This window comes from Collinsella sp. LCP19S3_C9 (genome assembly GCF_052121575.1).
Classification (GTDB): Bacteria; Actinomycetota; Coriobacteriia; order Coriobacteriales; family Coriobacteriaceae; genus Collinsella.
Window position 1 is genome coordinate 1 of record NZ_JBQKDZ010000009.1, and the last position, 17593, is coordinate 17593.

Annotated in this window: 9 protein-coding genes; 8 read left to right on the forward strand and 1 reads right to left on the reverse strand. The window is 60.0% G+C overall.

The genetic code is table 11. The features are described 5' to 3' along the window. Positions 1-279: 279 nt before the first annotated feature. A complete protein-coding gene (locus tag ACTQXI_RS05480; RefSeq protein WP_441548411.1) occupies positions 280-795 on the reverse strand; it encodes a hypothetical protein in 516 nt (171 codons plus the stop codon). 901 nt (positions 796-1696) lie between these two features. Between ACTQXI_RS05480 and bilR the strand changes: the two genes are divergently transcribed. The 8 genes from bilR (at position 1697) to ACTQXI_RS05520 (ending at position 17353) form a co-directional block, all read left to right on the forward strand. Next, the gene (bilR, locus tag ACTQXI_RS05485; RefSeq protein WP_441049259.1) at positions 1697-3727 is read left to right on the forward strand and encodes a bilirubin reductase, long form; all 2031 of its coding nucleotides are present in this window, start codon (positions 1697-1699) and stop codon (positions 3725-3727) included. Positions 3728-4181: 454 nt separating this feature from the next. Then, positions 4182-4577, forward strand: coding sequence for a helix-turn-helix domain-containing protein (locus tag ACTQXI_RS05490; protein ID WP_229770663.1), 396 nt, complete (start codon positions 4182-4184; stop codon positions 4575-4577). Between the two features lie 286 nt (positions 4578-4863). Beyond that, positions 4864-7746: a proton-conducting transporter transmembrane domain-containing protein gene (locus tag ACTQXI_RS05495; protein ID WP_441049257.1), complete on the forward strand. Its 2883-nt coding sequence runs from the start codon at positions 4864-4866 to the stop codon at positions 7744-7746. Positions 7747-7758: 12 nt separating this feature from the next. Continuing rightward, the gene (locus tag ACTQXI_RS05500) at positions 7759-8352 is read left to right on the forward strand and encodes an NADH-quinone oxidoreductase subunit B family protein (protein ID WP_427795592.1); all 594 of its coding nucleotides are present in this window, start codon (positions 7759-7761) and stop codon (positions 8350-8352) included. Further along, positions 8352-8855 (forward strand): NADH-quinone oxidoreductase subunit C, encoded by a 504-nt coding sequence (locus ACTQXI_RS05505; protein WP_441049255.1) that lies wholly within the window; start codon positions 8352-8354, stop codon positions 8853-8855. The genes ACTQXI_RS05500 and ACTQXI_RS05505 overlap by 1 nt, the downstream gene beginning before the upstream one ends. A 5-nt stretch (positions 8856-8860) precedes the next feature. Next, complete coding sequence (locus ACTQXI_RS05510; RefSeq protein ID WP_441049253.1) at positions 8861-9949, forward strand: hydrogenase large subunit; 1089 nt, start codon at positions 8861-8863, stop codon at positions 9947-9949. Between the two features lie 7 nt (positions 9950-9956). Further along, entirely contained in the window at positions 9957-10298 is a 342-nt protein-coding gene (locus tag ACTQXI_RS05515; protein WP_441049251.1) for a 4Fe-4S dicluster domain-containing protein, read from the forward strand. A 719-nt stretch (positions 10299-11017) separates the two neighbouring features. Next, a complete protein-coding gene (locus tag ACTQXI_RS05520) occupies positions 11018-17353 on the forward strand; it encodes a Spy0128 family protein (RefSeq protein ID WP_441049250.1) in 6336 nt (2111 codons plus the stop codon). Positions 17354-17593 lie beyond the last annotated feature (240 nt).

Sequence of the window (17593 nt, forward strand, 5' to 3'; positions counted from 1 at the left end):
CTGCGGCTTCTACGAGCATACGAGGCGCCAGATGATCGATCGTCCCCAGCCCTTCTGGGACTATTGGCAACGGCAGGGAGCGGCTACGTCAATGCTGGTCTAACAGAGAGTCATACTTTTGAAAGTGTTCGTAAGAGGCTACCGATCCATTGGAGGCGTAGAGAGTCCAGGTGATGCGCGGACTCATCCCATCGAGCAGGCGGGTGGAGTCTGGCCTTCCAAGTGGGATGAGCGCCGTCGGGGTGATCTTGCCTAAAGATATTGGACTGTTTAATAGGACTAAACATAAGAAAACTCGATTATCAGGGGCGGGTGCCATAAGGCACACCGCCCCCCTTTGTGCGTATGGCGCCAGGACCATGCGCTCGAAAGCGTTGCCCAAACGCATGGTTCATCCGCACAAAGCCCATGGTCGCTATGGGCAAACATCGGTGCGCCTGCACATGGTTTTGAGCCTGTTTTCGAGCGAAAGTATGGCTGTCGATACGCATGCAATTCGCATGAAACCCGGGCTCGTCCGAGAGCCCTATAAAGGAGGATTCGCATGAGATTGCGCTCGATCATCAGCGCCCGGCCCAGACACGTGCCGTGAACCTTGATCGCACCGGTCATGGTGTTGAGGCAGAACATGTCGTTATAGCGTGTGAGCGGGCCTGTCGAGCGGGCAATCTTCTCGTCTAGATCGCGTTCGATGATGTAGCGCACGGCTTCGTCCTGCAGCATATCGCCTTCGGAGAGCTCGGCGCGGGTGATGGCTGCAAAAAAAGGGGGGGTCGTCGGCATCGTCGAGCTCAAAGCCACCGCGGGCGGCATAGCGGTAGACGGGATCGACGACGAGCACCGGGTTGCCCATAACGGTAGAGGCTGTTTGCGTGAGGCTCTTGAGCCCCGCGTCGCTCAAGAGCGCCTCGAGCAGCGCTTGCTTTGCGGTGGACCTATCGGTGGTACTCGGTTGCATGGGTGTCCCCTCTGCCGCGTCTTCGCCGTAGTCGACGCGTGACCAAATCATTATCGCAGGATGCGCAGTATTAGGTTGTTTAAAAAGGTGAGTGTGGCGGTCGTTTCCTCGAACGGGGACGGTGTTGCTGCTGGGGTTTGTCTCGATCTGTAACAGGTGGGTCCGATTTTGGTCTGTAGATGTTACAGATTGAGATTTCCGGCGAGCGGGGCTCCGTTTGTCTCGATCTGTAACACGAGGGACGGATTTTGCCGAGTTGTTGTTACAGATTGAGATATTCGGACGGACAGTTGCCGTTTGTCTTGATCTGTAACAGGTAGGGGTCAAAAGTCGGTCTAGATGTTACAGATTGAGATGTTTGGTCGGACCGAGTTTGTTCGTCTCGATCTGTAACATCTGGGGTCGTTTTTGGCCTGTAGGTGTTACAGATCGAGATTTTCCGACGGAACGCTTCCGTTTGTCTTGATCTGTAACAGGTAGGGGTCAAAAGTGGGTCTAGATGTTACAGATTGAGATTGTTGAGGATGGGCCGAGAGGAATATCTCGATCTGTAACAGTAAGACCCGGTTTTGCTGGGTAGCTGTTACAGATCGAGACAAACCGACGGGCCGCCCTGCCCCATCCGCCTGCCGCTGCCTGCTATCCGCCGATTTTCGTTGTGCCGCTGTACCCCCATGCCATATCCTCTAAACAACTACGCGGCACCATCGCCGCCGCGTCTACAAGAGAGGAATGTCCATGACCGCACCTGCGTCCAAGCTGCTCCAGCCCATTACGGTTGGCCCCCTTGAGCTCAAGAACCGCATTATGTTCCCGCCGCTGACCACCGGCTATGAGGAGCGCGACGGTTCCATCGGCGAGCGCAGCCTGGCTTTTTACGAGCGCCTGGCCTGTGGCGGCGTGGGCTACATCGTCATCGGCGACGTCGCTCCCGTCATGACCGCAAGCCCCACGCCCAAGCTGGCAACCGACGCCCAGATTCCCACGTTTAAGGCACTGGCCGACGCCGTCCACAAGCACGGTGCCAAGGTCGCGCTGCAGCTGTTCCACCCCGAGTACGACGTGCCCGGTGTCGGCCGCATGGTCATGGGCTCCATGGCTGCAGCCAAAGCCGCGCAGGAGGCCAAGGCCGCCGGCGACGAGGAGACCTTTGCCGCCAAGATGGCCGAGTCCAACGAGATCCGCAAGCAGGCATACGCCAAGCTGCACCACGACATGCAGCACTTTGTGAACGAGGCGAGCGTAGAGCAGCTCACCCAGATCAAGGAGGCCATCGCTGCCTCGGCCGCTCGCGCGCAGCAGGCCGGCATCGACGCCATCGAGGTCCACGGCGACCGCCTGGTGGGTTCGCTGTGCTCCGCGATCCTCAACAAGCGAACCGACGAGTACGGTGGCTCGTTTGAGAACCGCGTTCGCTACGCGCTGGAGGTCGTCGCTGCCATCAAGGAAGCCGCGCCGCAGCTGATGGTGGAGTATAAGCTCCCCGTGATCATGGAGAACCCCGATGGCACGCCGCGTGGCAAGGGCGGCCTGCAGCCCGACGAGGCCTGCGAGTTCGCCAAGCTGCTCGAGGGCGCGGGCATCGATATGATCCAGGTTGCACAGGCCAACCACACCGGCAATATGGGCGATACCATTCCGTCCATGGGCGCCATGCCCTACAACTGGACGCTGCCCGTGGCCGAGCGCGTCAAGGCCCTGGTCTCCGTGCCGGTAGCAACTGTGGGCCGTGTTGTCTCGGTCGAGGCTGGCGAGAAGATTCTGGAAGACGGCGCAGCCGATATCATCGCCTATGGCCGCTCGCTCATGTGCGACCCCGACATTGCGCTGAAGGCCGCCACGGGCGAGCCCATCCGCGAGTGCCTCAACTGCAACAAGGGCTGCGTCGATGCGATTCAAAACCGCAAGTACATCTCGTGTGTGCTCAATGCCGAGAACGGCGACGAGGCTACCATCGCCATTAAGCCGGGCGAGGGCGACAAGAAGATCGCCGTTGTGGGCGGCGGTATTGCCGGTCTGGAGGCCGCACGCGTGGCGGCCAAGCGCGGCTACGACGTGACCGTCTACGAGGCGAGCGATCATCTGGGCGGCCAGATTGTGCTGGCGGCCGCGCCTCCGCGCAAGGACGAAATCATGCGCTCGGTCGAGTATTACGAGAAGATTCTGCCCGGCCTGGGCGTGAAGGTTGAGCTCAACCACGTCGCTACCACTGAGGACCTCAACGCCGCCGACGCCGCGATTGTGGCTGTGGGCGCGCACGACGTGGTCATCCCCGTTCCGGGTGCCGATTCTAAGAAGGTCGTCTCGAGCTGGGACGTGCTGGCCGGCAAAGTGGAGCTTACGGGCCGCGTCGCCGTCATTGGCGGTGGCCTGGTGGGCACCGAGACTGCCGAGTACCTGCTGCAGCACGGCTGCGAAGTGGCGATCGTGGAGATGCTCGACAAGATTGCCGCAGGCGAGTCCGAGACCATTCTGCCACTGATTATGAGCGACTTTGCAGAGCACAACGTGGAGCAGCATGTTAAGACCCGTCTGACCGCCATTACCGACGAGGGCGTGGAGGCCATTCGCACTGCCGATGACGGCGCCGAGGAGCCGGTGAAGATCGCCTGCGATTACGTGGTGATGGCCGTCGGTTCCAAGGCCAACGCGTTTGACTTGGATGGCGTTACGGTGCCCGTGACCTGTGTGGGCGACTGCTCGGGCGAGCGCACCGCCGACATTGCGAACGCCATTCGCACGGCATATCACGCGGCCAACGAGCTGTAGTTGAACATCGCGGCCAGGTGGGGCGGTAGCACGGATCTGTCTCGCCCGGCCGCGTCCCATCGGGTGTCAATCGGGTCGGGGCCTGCAAGCGCAGCAGGTCCCGCCCTTTTTGTTTTGCCCCGGTGGACGGCAATGCGCGCTAATCATGGGGAGTGAGGCGTCTACTGCCTTGCAGGCTGCTCAAAATTATTGGAGGAGGGGTTAATAATCATATCCTCTATTCCAAAGGATATAAAGAGGTGCCAATTTTGCTGGCAAGCGAATGACGATTAGCTGCGAGCTAGTTACCAGCGTAAATAATCAATAAAGAAATATCGTAAATTGGTGTCAAATTCCCAGATAGCGCCGCGTCTATTTTAATTAACTGCTTTGAGCAAACAGTAAAATGCTACTATCTAACTTGCACGTAAGAAAGCAATTTAACGTTTAAGGCTAAGAAGTAGAAGTGGCAGGTATGTCAGAAACAACAAGGACTCGCACGCATGCGCCCGAGATTAGGCAGCGCGCTGTCGAGATCCTCCAAGAAGGGGTCGGCCATCGCGCGCTCGCTGCAGAGCTTGGCATCCCCCAGGCCACAGCCCGTCAGTGGGCCCGTGCGTATGCCGTGGGCGGCGCCGACGCCGTTCTCAATGCGGGCTCTCATCACCACACATATTCGTTTGACGTTAAGCTTGCCGTGGTTAAGGACCGCTTGGAACATGGTCTGACGGTGCGTGAGGTCATGGTCAAGCACAAGATCCCCAGCGAGTCTTCGGTTAAAGCTTGGTGCCGACAGTATCGCGACGGTGGCGAGGCCGCCTTGGTCGATAAGCCGCGGGGTCGTAAACCGCGCGTTAAAAAGGCGGAATAGCGAACGGGATGGTGCGTCCGCGGGGGCGCATTTTTCTTGCCGCGCCAACTTTTTGGACCGCCGCGAGTCTATCGGGACATCCTTCAAAGTGGTCAATAAACCGCGCGCAGTGGCCCGTGCGCCCGCCGCTACGAGAGGGGGAGTGTTGCCTCTCTACTCCAAAGCGGACATGTCCTTACCCCATACGCCTAAAACCCCCCAGTTGACCGAAAACCTGCCGCCTGAACTCCCAATTTGAGCTATAACGTTAAATAATTGCAGCGTTTTTGCATGGGGGAGTGATGGTATGACGCTACTGTATTTCCTTACCCTGTTTCCGCTGGTACCGGCGATGGGCATGCTGCTCGCGCGCAGTGACCGAGCCCGCGATGCGGTAGGGCTTGTAGGCTCCGGCATTATTATGGCGGTGACCGTTGTAGTTGCCGTCTTATTTTTTGGCACGGGTCCGCAGGGCTTTGAGGTTGCCCCCGGCACCTCGCATGTGCTCTCGATCATCAGCTCCGTCATCGACGTAATTCTGTGCGCCGTCATCCTGTACAACGCGTTCAAATATAGGAACGCGCTTACCGGTGTGCTCGGCGTGGTGCAGCTGGTGGGTTCGGTTGCCTTCGCTGCCATGACGCTGCCCACGGCCGAGGTCGTCACCGCCACGCCGCTCTACCTGGACTATATGAGCGTGATCATGGTGCTCGCCGTTGGCATTGTCGGCAGCCTGATCTGCGTGTATGCCCTGGGCTACATGAAGGACTTCCAGGCGCACGATGAGCACGAGGCCGCGCTGCGTGGGCAGACCGCGCCCGACCGACGCCCGCAGTTCCTGGCGCTTATGTTCCTGTTCCTTTCGGCCATGTTCGTCATCGTGACGAGCGACAACCTGGAGTGGCTGTTCTGCGGCTGGGAAATCACCACCGTGTGCTCGTTTCTTATGATTGGCTATACGCGCACGCCCGAGGCCATCAAAAACGCCTTTACCCAGATCATCCTCAACATGCTGGGCGGCATCGCGTTTTTGGCGGGCCTTATGTTCCTGCACGTCAACGGTGTACCGCTGACCATCTCGGGCATGATCGAGCTTTCCGGCGCCGGAACCGCGCAATCCGCGCTGCTGGTGCTGCCGGTCGTCTTGCTGTCGATCGCCGCGCTTACCAAGGCCGCACAGATGCCGTTCCACACCTGGCTGCTCGGCGCCATGGTCGCCCCCACGCCCACGAGCGCCCTGCTGCACTCGTCCACCATGGTCAAGGCCGGCGTGTTTTTGATGGTCAAGCTGAGCCCGCTGTACGCCACCTATCCCGTGACCGGCTTTATGGTCACGAGCGTGGGCGCCATCACGTTTTTGCTCGCCGCCCTCATGGCCATCTCGCAGAGCAATGCCAAGCGTGTGCTCGCGTACTCCACCATTTCCAACCTGGGCCTCATCAGTGCCTGCCTGGGTGTCGGCGCGCCCGAGGCCGTGTGGGCCGCCATCTTCTTGATCTTGTTCCATACGGTGGCAAAGTCGCTGCTGTTCCTGTGCGTGGGCACGGCCGAGCATCATATCGGCAGCCGCAATATCGAGGACATGGACGGCATGTTCAGCCGCATGCCGCACCTGACGCGCCTGATGATGCTGGGTATCATGGGCATGTTCGTGGCGCCGTTTGGCATGCTCGTGTCTAAGTGGGGCGCCCTGGTGGCGTTTGCGCAGACCGGCAATGTGCTCATGATCATGGTGCTGGCCTTTGGCTCGGCCGCGACGTTCTTTTTCTGGGGCAAGTGGCTCGCCAAGCTCTCGGGCGTGGATTCTACGGCCGAAAACGTGGAGGGCAATGTCCATAAGACCGAATGGATAGCGCTCAACACTATCGCCGCGCTGCTGATTCTGTGCTGTGTAGCGTTCCCGATTATCTCGAGCGGTCTGGTGTCGCCTTACTTGGCCATGGTGTTTGGCCGCGTGCCGTATGTTATTGGCAAGGATGCCATGTATCTAATGGTGGTTATCGTGGCTTTTATCGCCGTGGTGCTGCTGACTTCATTCCGCGTGAGCAACAAACCGCACGTAAACGTATATCTTTCGGGCGCGGGAACCGACAATTACCGTCATTTCCGCGGCTCGATGGGACACGAGGTGAAGGCCGAAAAGCGCAATTGGTACCTGGAGGATGCCCTTGGCGAGAATCGCATTGGCCCCGCGGGCAGCATCGTGTGCTGCAGCATCATTCTGTTCGCGCTGCTATGCTGCGTATGGATTGGTCCCGATACGCTCGCCATGGGCGAGCCCTCGGTGCTGCGCGGCAAGTATTTCGAAGGCTCGGGCGTCGTGGGCATCTTTATAGGCACCGTGGCGTTTGCCCTGCTGGCGCCTTTGGTTGGTGGCCTGATCGACGGCATCGACCGCAAGCTGTCCGCCCGCATGCAGGGCCGCGTGGGACCGCGTCTGCTGCAACCGTTCTACGATGTAGCCAAGCTCCTGCGCAAAGCCCCTGCCAGCGTAAACACCGTGGACGATACCTACATGGCGTGCGCGCTCATCTTTACCGTGGTGGGCGGCGGCATCTTTGTGTCGGGTTCCAACACACTGTTATGCGCCTTTATGGTTACCCTCGCTGCGATCTTTGTGGTGCTGGCGTCCGCCTCGACGCAAAGCCCGTTTGCCCAGGTCGGAGCCGACCGCGAGCTGCTGCAGGTCATGAGTTACGAGCCCGCCGTTTTGCTGATGAGTGTGGGCCTGTACCTTGCCACCGACAGCTTCGATTCCATCGCCGTGACGGGGCAGTCGGCCCCCATCATCGTGTACAGCGCGCCCATTTTCCTCGCGCTGCTCGCGGTGCTTACCATCAAACTGCGCAAGTCGCCGTTTGACCTTTCGTACTCGCATCACGCGCATCAGGAGATCGTCCAGGGCGTCGCCACCGAGATGAGCGGCGGCACGCTGGCCAAGATGACCCTTATGCACTGGTGCGAGACCGTGCTGTTTTTGATGTGGGTGGGCATGTTCTTTGTTTGGGACAACCCGGTGAGCTGGGTCGTCGCCCTGGTCGTTATGGTCATGACGTATTTTGCCGAGGTACTGATCGATAACACCTTCGCCCGTAGCACCTGGCGCAGCTGCTTTAAGCTCGGCTGGGGTGTGGCGCTGGTGTTTGGCCTGCTCAACCTTATGCCCATCCTCGTCGACGTGTTTATTTAGGAGGCGGCATCCATGGATCATAAAATGTCGCGCTCGCCGTGGGTTATTCATTACGACGGCTCGAGCTGCAACGGATGCGATATCGAGGTGCTGGCCTCGCTCACGCCGCTGTTCGATGCGGAGCGCTTTGGCGTGGTCAACACCGGCAACCCCAAACATGCGGACATCTTTTTGGTGACGGGGTCGGTCAACGCCCAGAACTTGCCCGTCGTGCGCCAGATCTACAACCAGATGCTCGAGCCCAAGTGCGTGGTGGCGTGCGGCATCTGCGCGTGCTCGGGCGGCGTGTTCCGCGATGCGTACAACGTGATCGGTGGCGTGGACCGCGCAATTCCCGTGGACGTGTACGCGCCCGGATGCGCCATTCGCCCCGAGACGGTGATCGACGCCATCGTGGAGGCGTGCGGCATCCTGGACCAGAAGGAGGCCGTGATGCGCGCCGGCGGCGACCCGCTTACCGTGGGCGGTGCCGCTACCTGGGATGGTGGTGTTGAGCTGGGCGAGGACGGATTTGTGGCCGCGGCTGAGGCCGGCGACGCGCCCGCCGCTGGCGACGCACCTGCTGGGACGCCCGCCGCGTCCGCCGCTGCAAGGGGGGCCGAGTAATGCAAAAGGCAATCTATACCACCGTCGAGCTCGATGCGCTGCTGTCGCATGTCCAGGCGCTCAAGGGTTCCGGTGCCCGCTTTGTACAGATGCACGCCGAGCGCAATGTGGACGACGGCACGTATCGCTTGGTCTATACGTTCATCAACGTTCGTGCTGCCCAGGAGCAGATCGCGCAGGACGGCAGTTATGCGATTGAGAACCTGGTAGTCGAGGGCATCGACCAGTACCAGGAGATTCCGTCCATCAGCTCGTACTACCCTGCGGTGTTCCCGTTTGAAAATGAGGCGCACGACCTGTTTGGGCTTGCCATTACCGACATGCAGATTGACTTTAAGGGCTTTTTCTACCAGGTCTCGACTGCCGAGCCCATGAGCGTTATCACGCCCGAGGTTAAGGCTGCGCGCGAGAAGGCCATGAAGGTCCGTGCCGCCGCCGAGGCCAAGGCGCGCAAGGCCGCGGCCGAGAAGGCCGCCCGCGATAAGCAGAAAAAGGAGGCGTAAGGTCCATGGCACATCGCTCCGTTATTCCGTTTGGCCCGCAGCACCCGGTGCTGCCCGAGCCGCTTCACCTGGACCTGGTGCTCGAGGACGACCGCGTTATCGAGGCTATTCCTCAGATCGGCTTTGTGCACCGCGGACTCGAGAAGCTCACCGAAAAGCGTGACATGCACCAGTTTGGCTACATCGCCGAGCGCATCTGCGGCATTTGCGCCGTGGGTCACAGCTGCGGCTATGCCAGCGCCTGCGAGCGCATGCTCGATATCGAGGTGCCCGGCCGCGTGCGGTATATTCGCACCATTTTGCACGAGCTTTCGCGCATTCACTCGCACCTGCTGTGGCTGGGCCTGCTCGCCGATGCCTTTGGCTTCGAGGCGCTGTTCTATCGGTCGTGGACCCTGCGCGAGCAGATTCTCAAGATCTTTGAGAGCACGTGTGGCGGTCGCGTGATTCTGTCGATTAACGAGATCGGCGGCCTTAAGCACGATATCGAGGACTCCGAGCTGGCGGGCATTGTCCAGACGCTCGATGCCATGCGCCCCGACTACGAGGCCCTGGTGCATACGTTTTTGGACGACAACAGCTGCGGCGAGCGCCTGCATGGCGTGGGCGTGATCAGCAAGAAGGACGCGCTGGACCTGTCGATGGTCGGTCCGTTTGGGCGCGCCTCGGGCGTGGACTACGACGTGCGCATGTTTGGCGACGGTGCCTATGCGGACCTGGCTGCGTTTGAGCCCATCGTTGCCACCGATGGCGACTGCTATGCCCGCTGCCAGGTGCGCTGTGCCGAGGTCACGCAGGCCATGGACATCATTAAGGAGCTTGTGGGCAAGATTCCGCACGACGGCATCGGCGGGCGCACCAAGCTTACGCCGGCCGATGGCGCACGCGGCGAGGTTGTGATTGAGCAACCGCGCGGCGAGGCGTACTACTATGTGCGCGGTAACGGCACCAAGAATTTGGACCGTTTCCGCGTGCGCACGCCGACGTCGCAAAACCTGGCGGGCCTGACGCATGCACTGCAGGGCGTGCTCATTGCCAACGTGCCCATGATTATCCTGACCATCGACCCCTGCATTAGTTGCACGGAAAGGTAGGCGCGGCATGAGTTTGATGACATTTGCCAAGACGGCCTTGGGCTCTATGGTCAAGCAACCGGTCACGGTGCGCTATCCGCAGGAGGAGCTGACGGTGCCCGAGCGCCTGCGCGGGCATATCGTCAACGATATGGACGTGTGCATCTGCTGCGGTATGTGCGCGCGTCGCTGCCCGGCGGGCGCGCTTGCGGTCGATCGCAAGGGTGGTACCTGGTCGATCGACCCGTACGCCTGCGTGGTGTGTGGCGAGTGCATCGAGAGCTGCCCCAAGCACTGCCTGACTATGGACACCGCCCGTACTCCGGTTGCGGCGAACAAGACTCCCACGGTAGAAACCAAGCCGGAGTAGCACTGGAATAGAGCTGGAATAGGGGCCGGTGGGGCAAAAATGCCCCGCCGGCCCCGCGCGTGAACGCGCGGCTAAGCCTCTGCGAACAAAAACTATGCCGGATTACGGGGCTGAATTGCGAATCCCCAACCATATCGAAAACCACGAAGATAAAACCGCAGGTAGACAGCTCGCTTTTTTCAAAAATAGAGGGTATGGATGAGGGCCCCGACTTTAGCTCCGTAATCTGGCATAGTTTTGAAATGCCACCATATCAGTAACAGCGCTTGATCTCCCGCGGACGAAGGAAAACGGATCATTTTGGCCTTGCGAGGGCTGCCGCGCGACCCGTCTGCCACGAAATGGGCCCATCTACTACGTTTAAGCCGCTACCCTCAACCATGCCAAAAAGCGCGAAAACGAAACCGCAGGTAGAACGCCTGCGGTTTTTCATGAAACGCGGTTGTGGTCAGGGGCATCGGGTTAAACATAGTAGATAGGCCAGTTTCGTGGCGAGCACCACCAATTGATCCCCCGGGGACGGAGGAAAACGGGTTCTTTTGCCCCGTCCATCTTGAGTCGCACCCGTTTTCCTGCGAAAACGCTCGTGTCTCAACTATGGTGAGACATTTGTCTCACGCTCAAAACCGAATCTGGAACGTGTGTCACCTGCTCAAATTGTGTCTCATTCCGTAACTTGAGGCTGATGCAAGGCCTGAGTCTGCGAGAAGGGAGACGCGATGGGTAAGTACACGAGGGGTCTCTTGGCGGTGATGCTGGCCGTAGTGCTGGTATTGCCGGCTGCGGCATTTGCCATGCTGCCCGAGGCCAACGCCAGGTCCAGCACCGGAATGGATGGACCGACAATGACCGGAAAGGTCGTCGATCCCGATACCAGCGGCCGCTGGGAAATCTGGGCGGCTGGCCATAGCGGCAATAAAGTATCGACCCAACACGTCGGCCGAATCTGGACCGACAAGACGGTCAAGGCAACCGAGAAAAACGAGGAGTCGGATTTTCTGACTACGCTTTCGGCCATGTCCTCGACGTCCAATTCAACCGTGACGGTTACTACGCCGCTCGACATCGTGATGGTGCTGGATGCCTCTGGCTCGATGGATGGTGAGATGGGCGGTGGAGATTCCACCAAGCGTATCGATGTACTGGAGAGCGCTGCCAGCAGCTTCATCGACACCATTGCCAAACAAAACGAGAGCATCGAGGGCGTGGATAGGCAGCATAAGGTTGCAATCGTTAAGTTTGCGGGCAAGAAGTCCGACAATATCGGCAACGAGACGTATCCTGACGGAAGATACACCTACAATTACACACAGGTTATGAAAGACCTGACCGATTGCTCCGGCGGCAACGTGAAAGCTCTTAAGGATAGGATTGCCCAGATTACACCCGCTGGTGCAACGCGCGCCGACAATGGCCTGCAGCTGGCAGAGGGCATCACTTCTGGTCGCGCGGACGCCAAGAAGATTGTTGTGTTCTTTACCGACGGCACGCCGACAAGCTTCAGCGAGTTCAATCCGGATGTCGCTAACGCTGCCGTAACGGCCGCCAAGAGCATGAAGGACAGCAAGGCTACCGTTTATACTATCGGCATCTTTGATGGCGCGGATCCCAAAGCCAGCGTCCAGGATTCGAAGACAAGCCAAGAGAACAAGTTCATGCAGGCCGTTTCGAGCAACTACCCCAATGCCACGAAATGGAATTCTCACGGAACGCGTGCGGAAAACTCCGACTACTACAAGTCGGCGACCAATGCCGAAGAGCTCAAGAAGGTCTTCGACGACATCTCGCAGGCCATCACATCGGAGGCGCCTTATCCGACCGAAATCCATAAGGGCTACGACGAGACCAAGTCCGGCTACATCACGTTTACCGACGAGCTGGGCGACTTTATGCAGGTTGATGGATTTACCGAAGTCGTCATCAACGGCACGCCGTTTACCAAGGCGAGCAAGACGGTCAATAAAGAAACCAATACCGACACCTACGAGTTCACCGGCAAGGCAAAAGACCTGCTCATTACCGTGCAGCGTGCCGGCGACGACAATCCCCAGAAGGGCGATATCGTAACGGTCAATATTCCTGCGTCGTTGATTCCGCTGAGTCACTTTAAGACCGTAGACGGCAAGCTTTCGGTCGACAACGTTAAGCCCATTCAGGTGAAGTATGCCTCGAGCGTGAAGAGTGTTGCGCTCGACAACCTATTTACGCCTGAGGAGGTCACGGGGCTCAAGGCTTACATCGAAAAGAATACGACCGTTGCCGACGATGGCACCAAGACCGTGAACTTCTACGCGAACAAGTGGGAGACCGGCGCGTTGGGTAATACGGTTGCGACCTTTGAGCCGGCCGACACCAACCGCTACTACTACTTCCAGAAACAGACCCCAATTTACACGGACAAGGACTGCACGCAGCCTGCAAAGAATTCGCTGGCAGATACCGGCACCTATTACTACAAGGATGAGTTTGAGGAGCAGGGCGAAAACGATGAGGCCAAGCCCGCCTCTGCCGTCATCGAGTTTATCGGCGGCGACGCTGCGAAGTTTGACGGCGCTATTGTTGCTGACGAGGACGGCAGCCTTTCGTTTAGCGTGGGAACCGCGCGCCTAGCCTTTATCGACGAGCTCCACACCACCAAGGAGAGTGTGAGCGGCAACAACACTGGTACCGCGACCGACGTTCTTAACCCCAAGTGGAACAACGTGTCCGCCAAGGCGACCGCGACGCATGTCAATTCCTACCTGGGCAACAACGGCAAGATCAGCTTTAACGTGACGCCGACAACGGTGGATACCAAGGCCAGCTTTGGCCTGACCAAGGTGCTCGAGGGCCGCAGCTGGACGGATGCGGACGAGTTTAAGTTTGAACTCTCCGCAACGTCTGAGAATGACGCCCCGATGCCCGCACACGCGACCGCGACCGTGACCAATGACGACCTGGACGACAATGGCAAGGCAGCTATCGACTTCGGCGAGATCACCTGCAACAAGCCGGGCGAGTACACCTATGAGGTCCGCGAGGTCAAGGGCGGCGCCGGTGGCATCACCTACAGCGAGAACGTTGCCACGTTCAAGGTGACCGTGGCGGTTAAGGCCACGGGTGGGCTTAAGGCTGACGTTGAAAAGATCTCGGGCAAGACCGAGTTCAAGAACACCTATAGCGCCAAGACGGAAACCCCGCTGACTCTTGAGGCAACCAAGACGCTCACGGGGCGCCCGATGGCCGATGACGAATTTAAGTTTGCGCTGAGCTATGCGGGGCACGACGAGGTGCTGCTGGATGCAACCAACAAGGGTGGCAAGGTTGAGTTCGGGCCGCTGACGTACACGACCGAGTCGCTTGCCAAGCTGGTCGAGGAGGGCAAGGCGTCGGTTGATGCTAGCTCCGACAAGCCCACGTGGACCATTCGCTACATTGCTGCCGAGCAGATCGGAAAGCTGCCTGCGGGCGTGAGCGCCACCGTGTCGGCAATTGACGCATGTGTAACCGTTGTCGACAACGGCGATGGTACCCTGACGGCGACGGCTGTCTACGGCGATGCCGGCAACGAGTTTGTGAACACCTACACTGCCGCGCCTGTCGAGGCATCGCTTGTGGGCAAGAAGAATCTGCAGGTTCCTGATGGCTTGACCCCGGCTGACATTGCCGGCAAGTTCACCTTTACCGTGACCGGTGAAGAGGGCGCACCCATGCCCGCGAACGCGAGCGTGACCAATGATGCCAAGGGCAAGGTCGACTTTGGCAAGATCACCTTTACGCTCGACGACCTTAACAAGGCTCTGGGCGAGAAGCCCGAGAAGCGCGAGCACACCTTTACCTACACCGTGACCGAGTCCGGTGAGGTCGCTGGCGTGACCAACGACGCCGAGACTTCGCGTACGGTTTCCTTCACCGTGACTGATGACGGCGAGGGTACTCTGAGGGTGTCCCGCAAGCCGGACGGCGATGCGGCATTTACGTTCACCAATACCTATAGCGTGACGCCTGTCGAGACGCGCGTCACCGACCAGATCACCGCGACCAAGGTCCTGGACGGCCGCGGCCTCAAGGCTGGCGAGTTCAGATTCGAGCTCGTCGAGGGCGAGGGCGAGGACGCCAAGGTCGTCGCCACCGGCACCAACAATGCCGAAGGCAAGATCACGATGAACGCCGTGAAGTACGACAAGCCCGGCAAGCACACCTACACACTGCGCGAGGTCAACGGCGGAACCACCAGCAAGGGCGTCACGTACAGCGCCGCCAAGTACACCGTTGAGACCACCATCACCGACAACGGCGACGGTACCCTCAAGGCCGAGCATGTCCTGAAGGACGACGTCAAGGCTGCAACTTTCGAGAACGCTTACAGCGTGACCCCGATCGACACAGAGCTCGACTTTGGCCTGAGCAAGGCCATCGACGGTCGCGACTGGACGGATGCAGACAAGTTCAGCTTTACCATCGCGGCCCCCGAGGGCACCCCACTGCCTGATCCCGCAACCGTAACCGTGAGCAAGAAGGACGCGGAGGATGGCATCGCCGCCATCAAGTTCGGCAAGATCCACTACACGGCTGCCGGAACCTACAAGTACGAGATCCGCGAGAACGCGGGCAGCGCGGCCGGTATGACGTATGACGCGCATGTCGCAACCGCCGAAGTGACCGTGACCGAGAACGGCGACGGCACCCTGACCGCCAACGTCACCAAGAAGGAAAGCGGCCGCTTCACCAACACGTACCGCTCTGAGCTCGATTACGCCGCGGCCGGCGGCCTTAAGCTCAGCAAGACCCTCTCCGGACGTCCCATGACCGAGGGTCAGTTCACCTTTACCGTGACGCCTGCCGACGAGGCTTCGGCCATCGCGCTCGGCCTGCACGAGGGCGCCAACGTGTACAAGTCCCCTGCAACGGCAGAGGCAACGGTTGGCCTGATCGACATCCTGGCTGGCCATGAGGTCAAGTTTACGCAGGCTGACGCGGGCAAGACCTTTACATACACCGTTGCCGAGAAGAACGACGGCAAGCCCGGTTACACCTACGACGAGGCCGTGCGCACCGTGACGATCGCTATCGCCGACGATGGTGCCGGCACGCTCACCGCCACGACGATCGTTTCTGGCGGACCCGAGGGCACGCATGCGACGGTCCACAAGAGCGGCGAGAACAAGGTCGAGAGCGCCGTGGTCCCGTTCGCCAACAGCTACCACGCATCGACCGATAACCCGGGCACCGCTGCTCAGGTTGTCGCAACCAAGACCCTGACCGGTCGTCCGATGGCCGACGGCGAGTTCTGCTTCGGTATTGCCTATGCAGGTGAGACGGAAGCCATCAACGGCACTACGGCGTGGAACGTTAACGGCCAGGTGAGCTTTGGCACGCTGCATTACACGACAGAGATGCTTGCCGACCTGGTAAACGCCAAACGCGCCATCCGCACCGACGCGGATGCCAAGCTTGCGTGGACTATCAACTACACGGCGTTTGAGTACACGTCCCCGCTCGCAGCAAAGGGTATTACTGCCGCGAAGTCGAGCTTTAGCTTTAAGGTCATCGTCGTCGACAACGGCGACGGCACTCTGACGGCGAAGCCTGACTACGGTGGCGTCGAGCCCGTGTTCGAGAACGTCTACGGCGCCGATGCCGTTGACGCCGCGCTCGCCGGCGCCAAGAAGCTCCAGGCTGCCGAGGGCCTGACCCCGGCCGATATCACGGGTAAGTTCACCTTTACCGTGACCGCCGATGAGGCGGGCGCCCCGATGCCCGAGCGCACGGCCGCAACCAACGACGCGGCCGGCAACGTGGACTTTGGCAAGATCCACTTTACGCTCGAGGACCTCAACCGCGCCTTGGGCGTGACGGATGATGCGACCGATAAGGCCGAGGCAGACGAAGCTGACGAAGCCGAGGCCGACGAGGCAGAGGCTGAAGAGGCCGACGTCGACGCTGATGCCAATGCCGACGAGTCCGGCGGCGAGTCCGAGCCCGCAGCCCCCATTGCCCCGCGTTCGCACACCTTTACCTACACGGTGACCGAGTCCGGTAGCGCCCCTGGCGTGACCAACGACGCCAACGCCACGCGTAAGGTTTCCTACACCGTGACTGACGACGGTGCCGGACATCTGAAGGTCGTGCGCGAGGGTGACGACGGCGCTGCCTTCACGTTCACCAACACCTACAGCGTGACGCCTACCGATTCTGTGGTGACCGATCAGGTCAAGACGGTCAAGCGCCTGACCGGACGCGACCTTGCAGCAGGCGAGTTCACGTTTGAGCTGCTCGAGGACGGCGTGGTTGTCGCGACCGGCACCAACGACGCCAATGGCACCGTCGCGCTGAGCCCGATCCGCTACGAGGCGCCTGGCGCGCACACGTACATGCTGCGCGAGGCTTGCCCCAACGCGCTCGGCCTGTACAAGGGCGTCACCTATGACGGCACGACCTACACCGTCGTGACCACCGTCTCCGACAACGGCGACGGCACGCTGACCGCGACGCACAAGCTCGAGGGAACTACTGAGTCGGCTGGCTTTACCAACAAGTATCATGCCATGCCCACGCAGGTCTCCATCGGTGCCATCAAGGTGCTCGAGGGACGCGAGCTCAAGAAGGACGAGTTTAGCTTTAAGCTCGTTGGCGAGGACATTGAGTCTACGGTCACCAACGATGCCGATGGCAAGATCAACTTCGACAAGTTCGAGTACGACGAGCCCGGTACGTACGTCTACACCATCAGCGAGGTCAAGGGCGACGAGGCCGGTATGACCTATGACAAGTCCGTCTTTACCGCGACCGTCAACGTGGCCGATGGCGGCGAGGGCAACCTCAAGGCGAATGTCGCCTTTACCAAGGGCGACAAGAGCGTCGAGGGCATCGTGTTCAACAACACGTACAAGAAGCCCGAGACGCCCGTGCCGACGCCCGATCCCGGCACGCCCAAGACCGTGACGAACATCGTCAAGGCGGTCAAGGGTTTCCTGCCCACCACGGGTGACCAGCAGACCGCCGCACTGCTCATGGCATTTGTTATCGCCATAGCCGGCGTCGGAGCCCTGGTCTGGGGTATCCGTAAACGCTAGGCACGTTGGCGGCGCCCGGGGCCAAAAGGCCCCGGGCGGCCGGCGGGGAGCCAGAACATAGCCCCACCCCCCCACCCCCAGCCGCCACGGAGGCATCTCCCTCCTCCGTGGCGGCGCTTTTGTGCGTAGGCGAGGAGGGCTCGCCACGAAACCGGCCCATCTACTACGTTTAGTCCCTTACCCCCAACCATGTCAAAAAACGCGAAAAAAACCGCAGGTAGAACGCCTGCGGTTTTGCTC

Excerpts from the sequence above, each read along its gene's own strand:
- bilR (WP_441049259.1), top strand. The coding sequence starts at position 1,697 with ATGACCGCACCTGCGTCCAAGCTGCTCCAGCCCATTACGGTTGGCCCC.
- ACTQXI_RS05490 (WP_229770663.1), top strand. The coding sequence starts at position 4,182 with ATGTCAGAAACAACAAGGACTCGCACGCATGCGCCCGAGATTAGGCAG.
- ACTQXI_RS05495 (WP_441049257.1), top strand. The coding sequence starts at position 4,864 with ATGACGCTACTGTATTTCCTTACCCTGTTTCCGCTGGTACCGGCGATG.
- ACTQXI_RS05500 (WP_427795592.1), top strand. The coding sequence starts at position 7,759 with ATGGATCATAAAATGTCGCGCTCGCCGTGGGTTATTCATTACGACGGC.
- ACTQXI_RS05505 (WP_441049255.1), top strand. The coding sequence starts at position 8,352 with ATGCAAAAGGCAATCTATACCACCGTCGAGCTCGATGCGCTGCTGTCG.
- ACTQXI_RS05510 (WP_441049253.1), top strand. The coding sequence starts at position 8,861 with ATGGCACATCGCTCCGTTATTCCGTTTGGCCCGCAGCACCCGGTGCTG.
- ACTQXI_RS05515 (WP_441049251.1), top strand. The coding sequence starts at position 9,957 with ATGAGTTTGATGACATTTGCCAAGACGGCCTTGGGCTCTATGGTCAAG.
- ACTQXI_RS05520 (WP_441049250.1), top strand. The coding sequence starts at position 11,018 with ATGGGTAAGTACACGAGGGGTCTCTTGGCGGTGATGCTGGCCGTAGTG.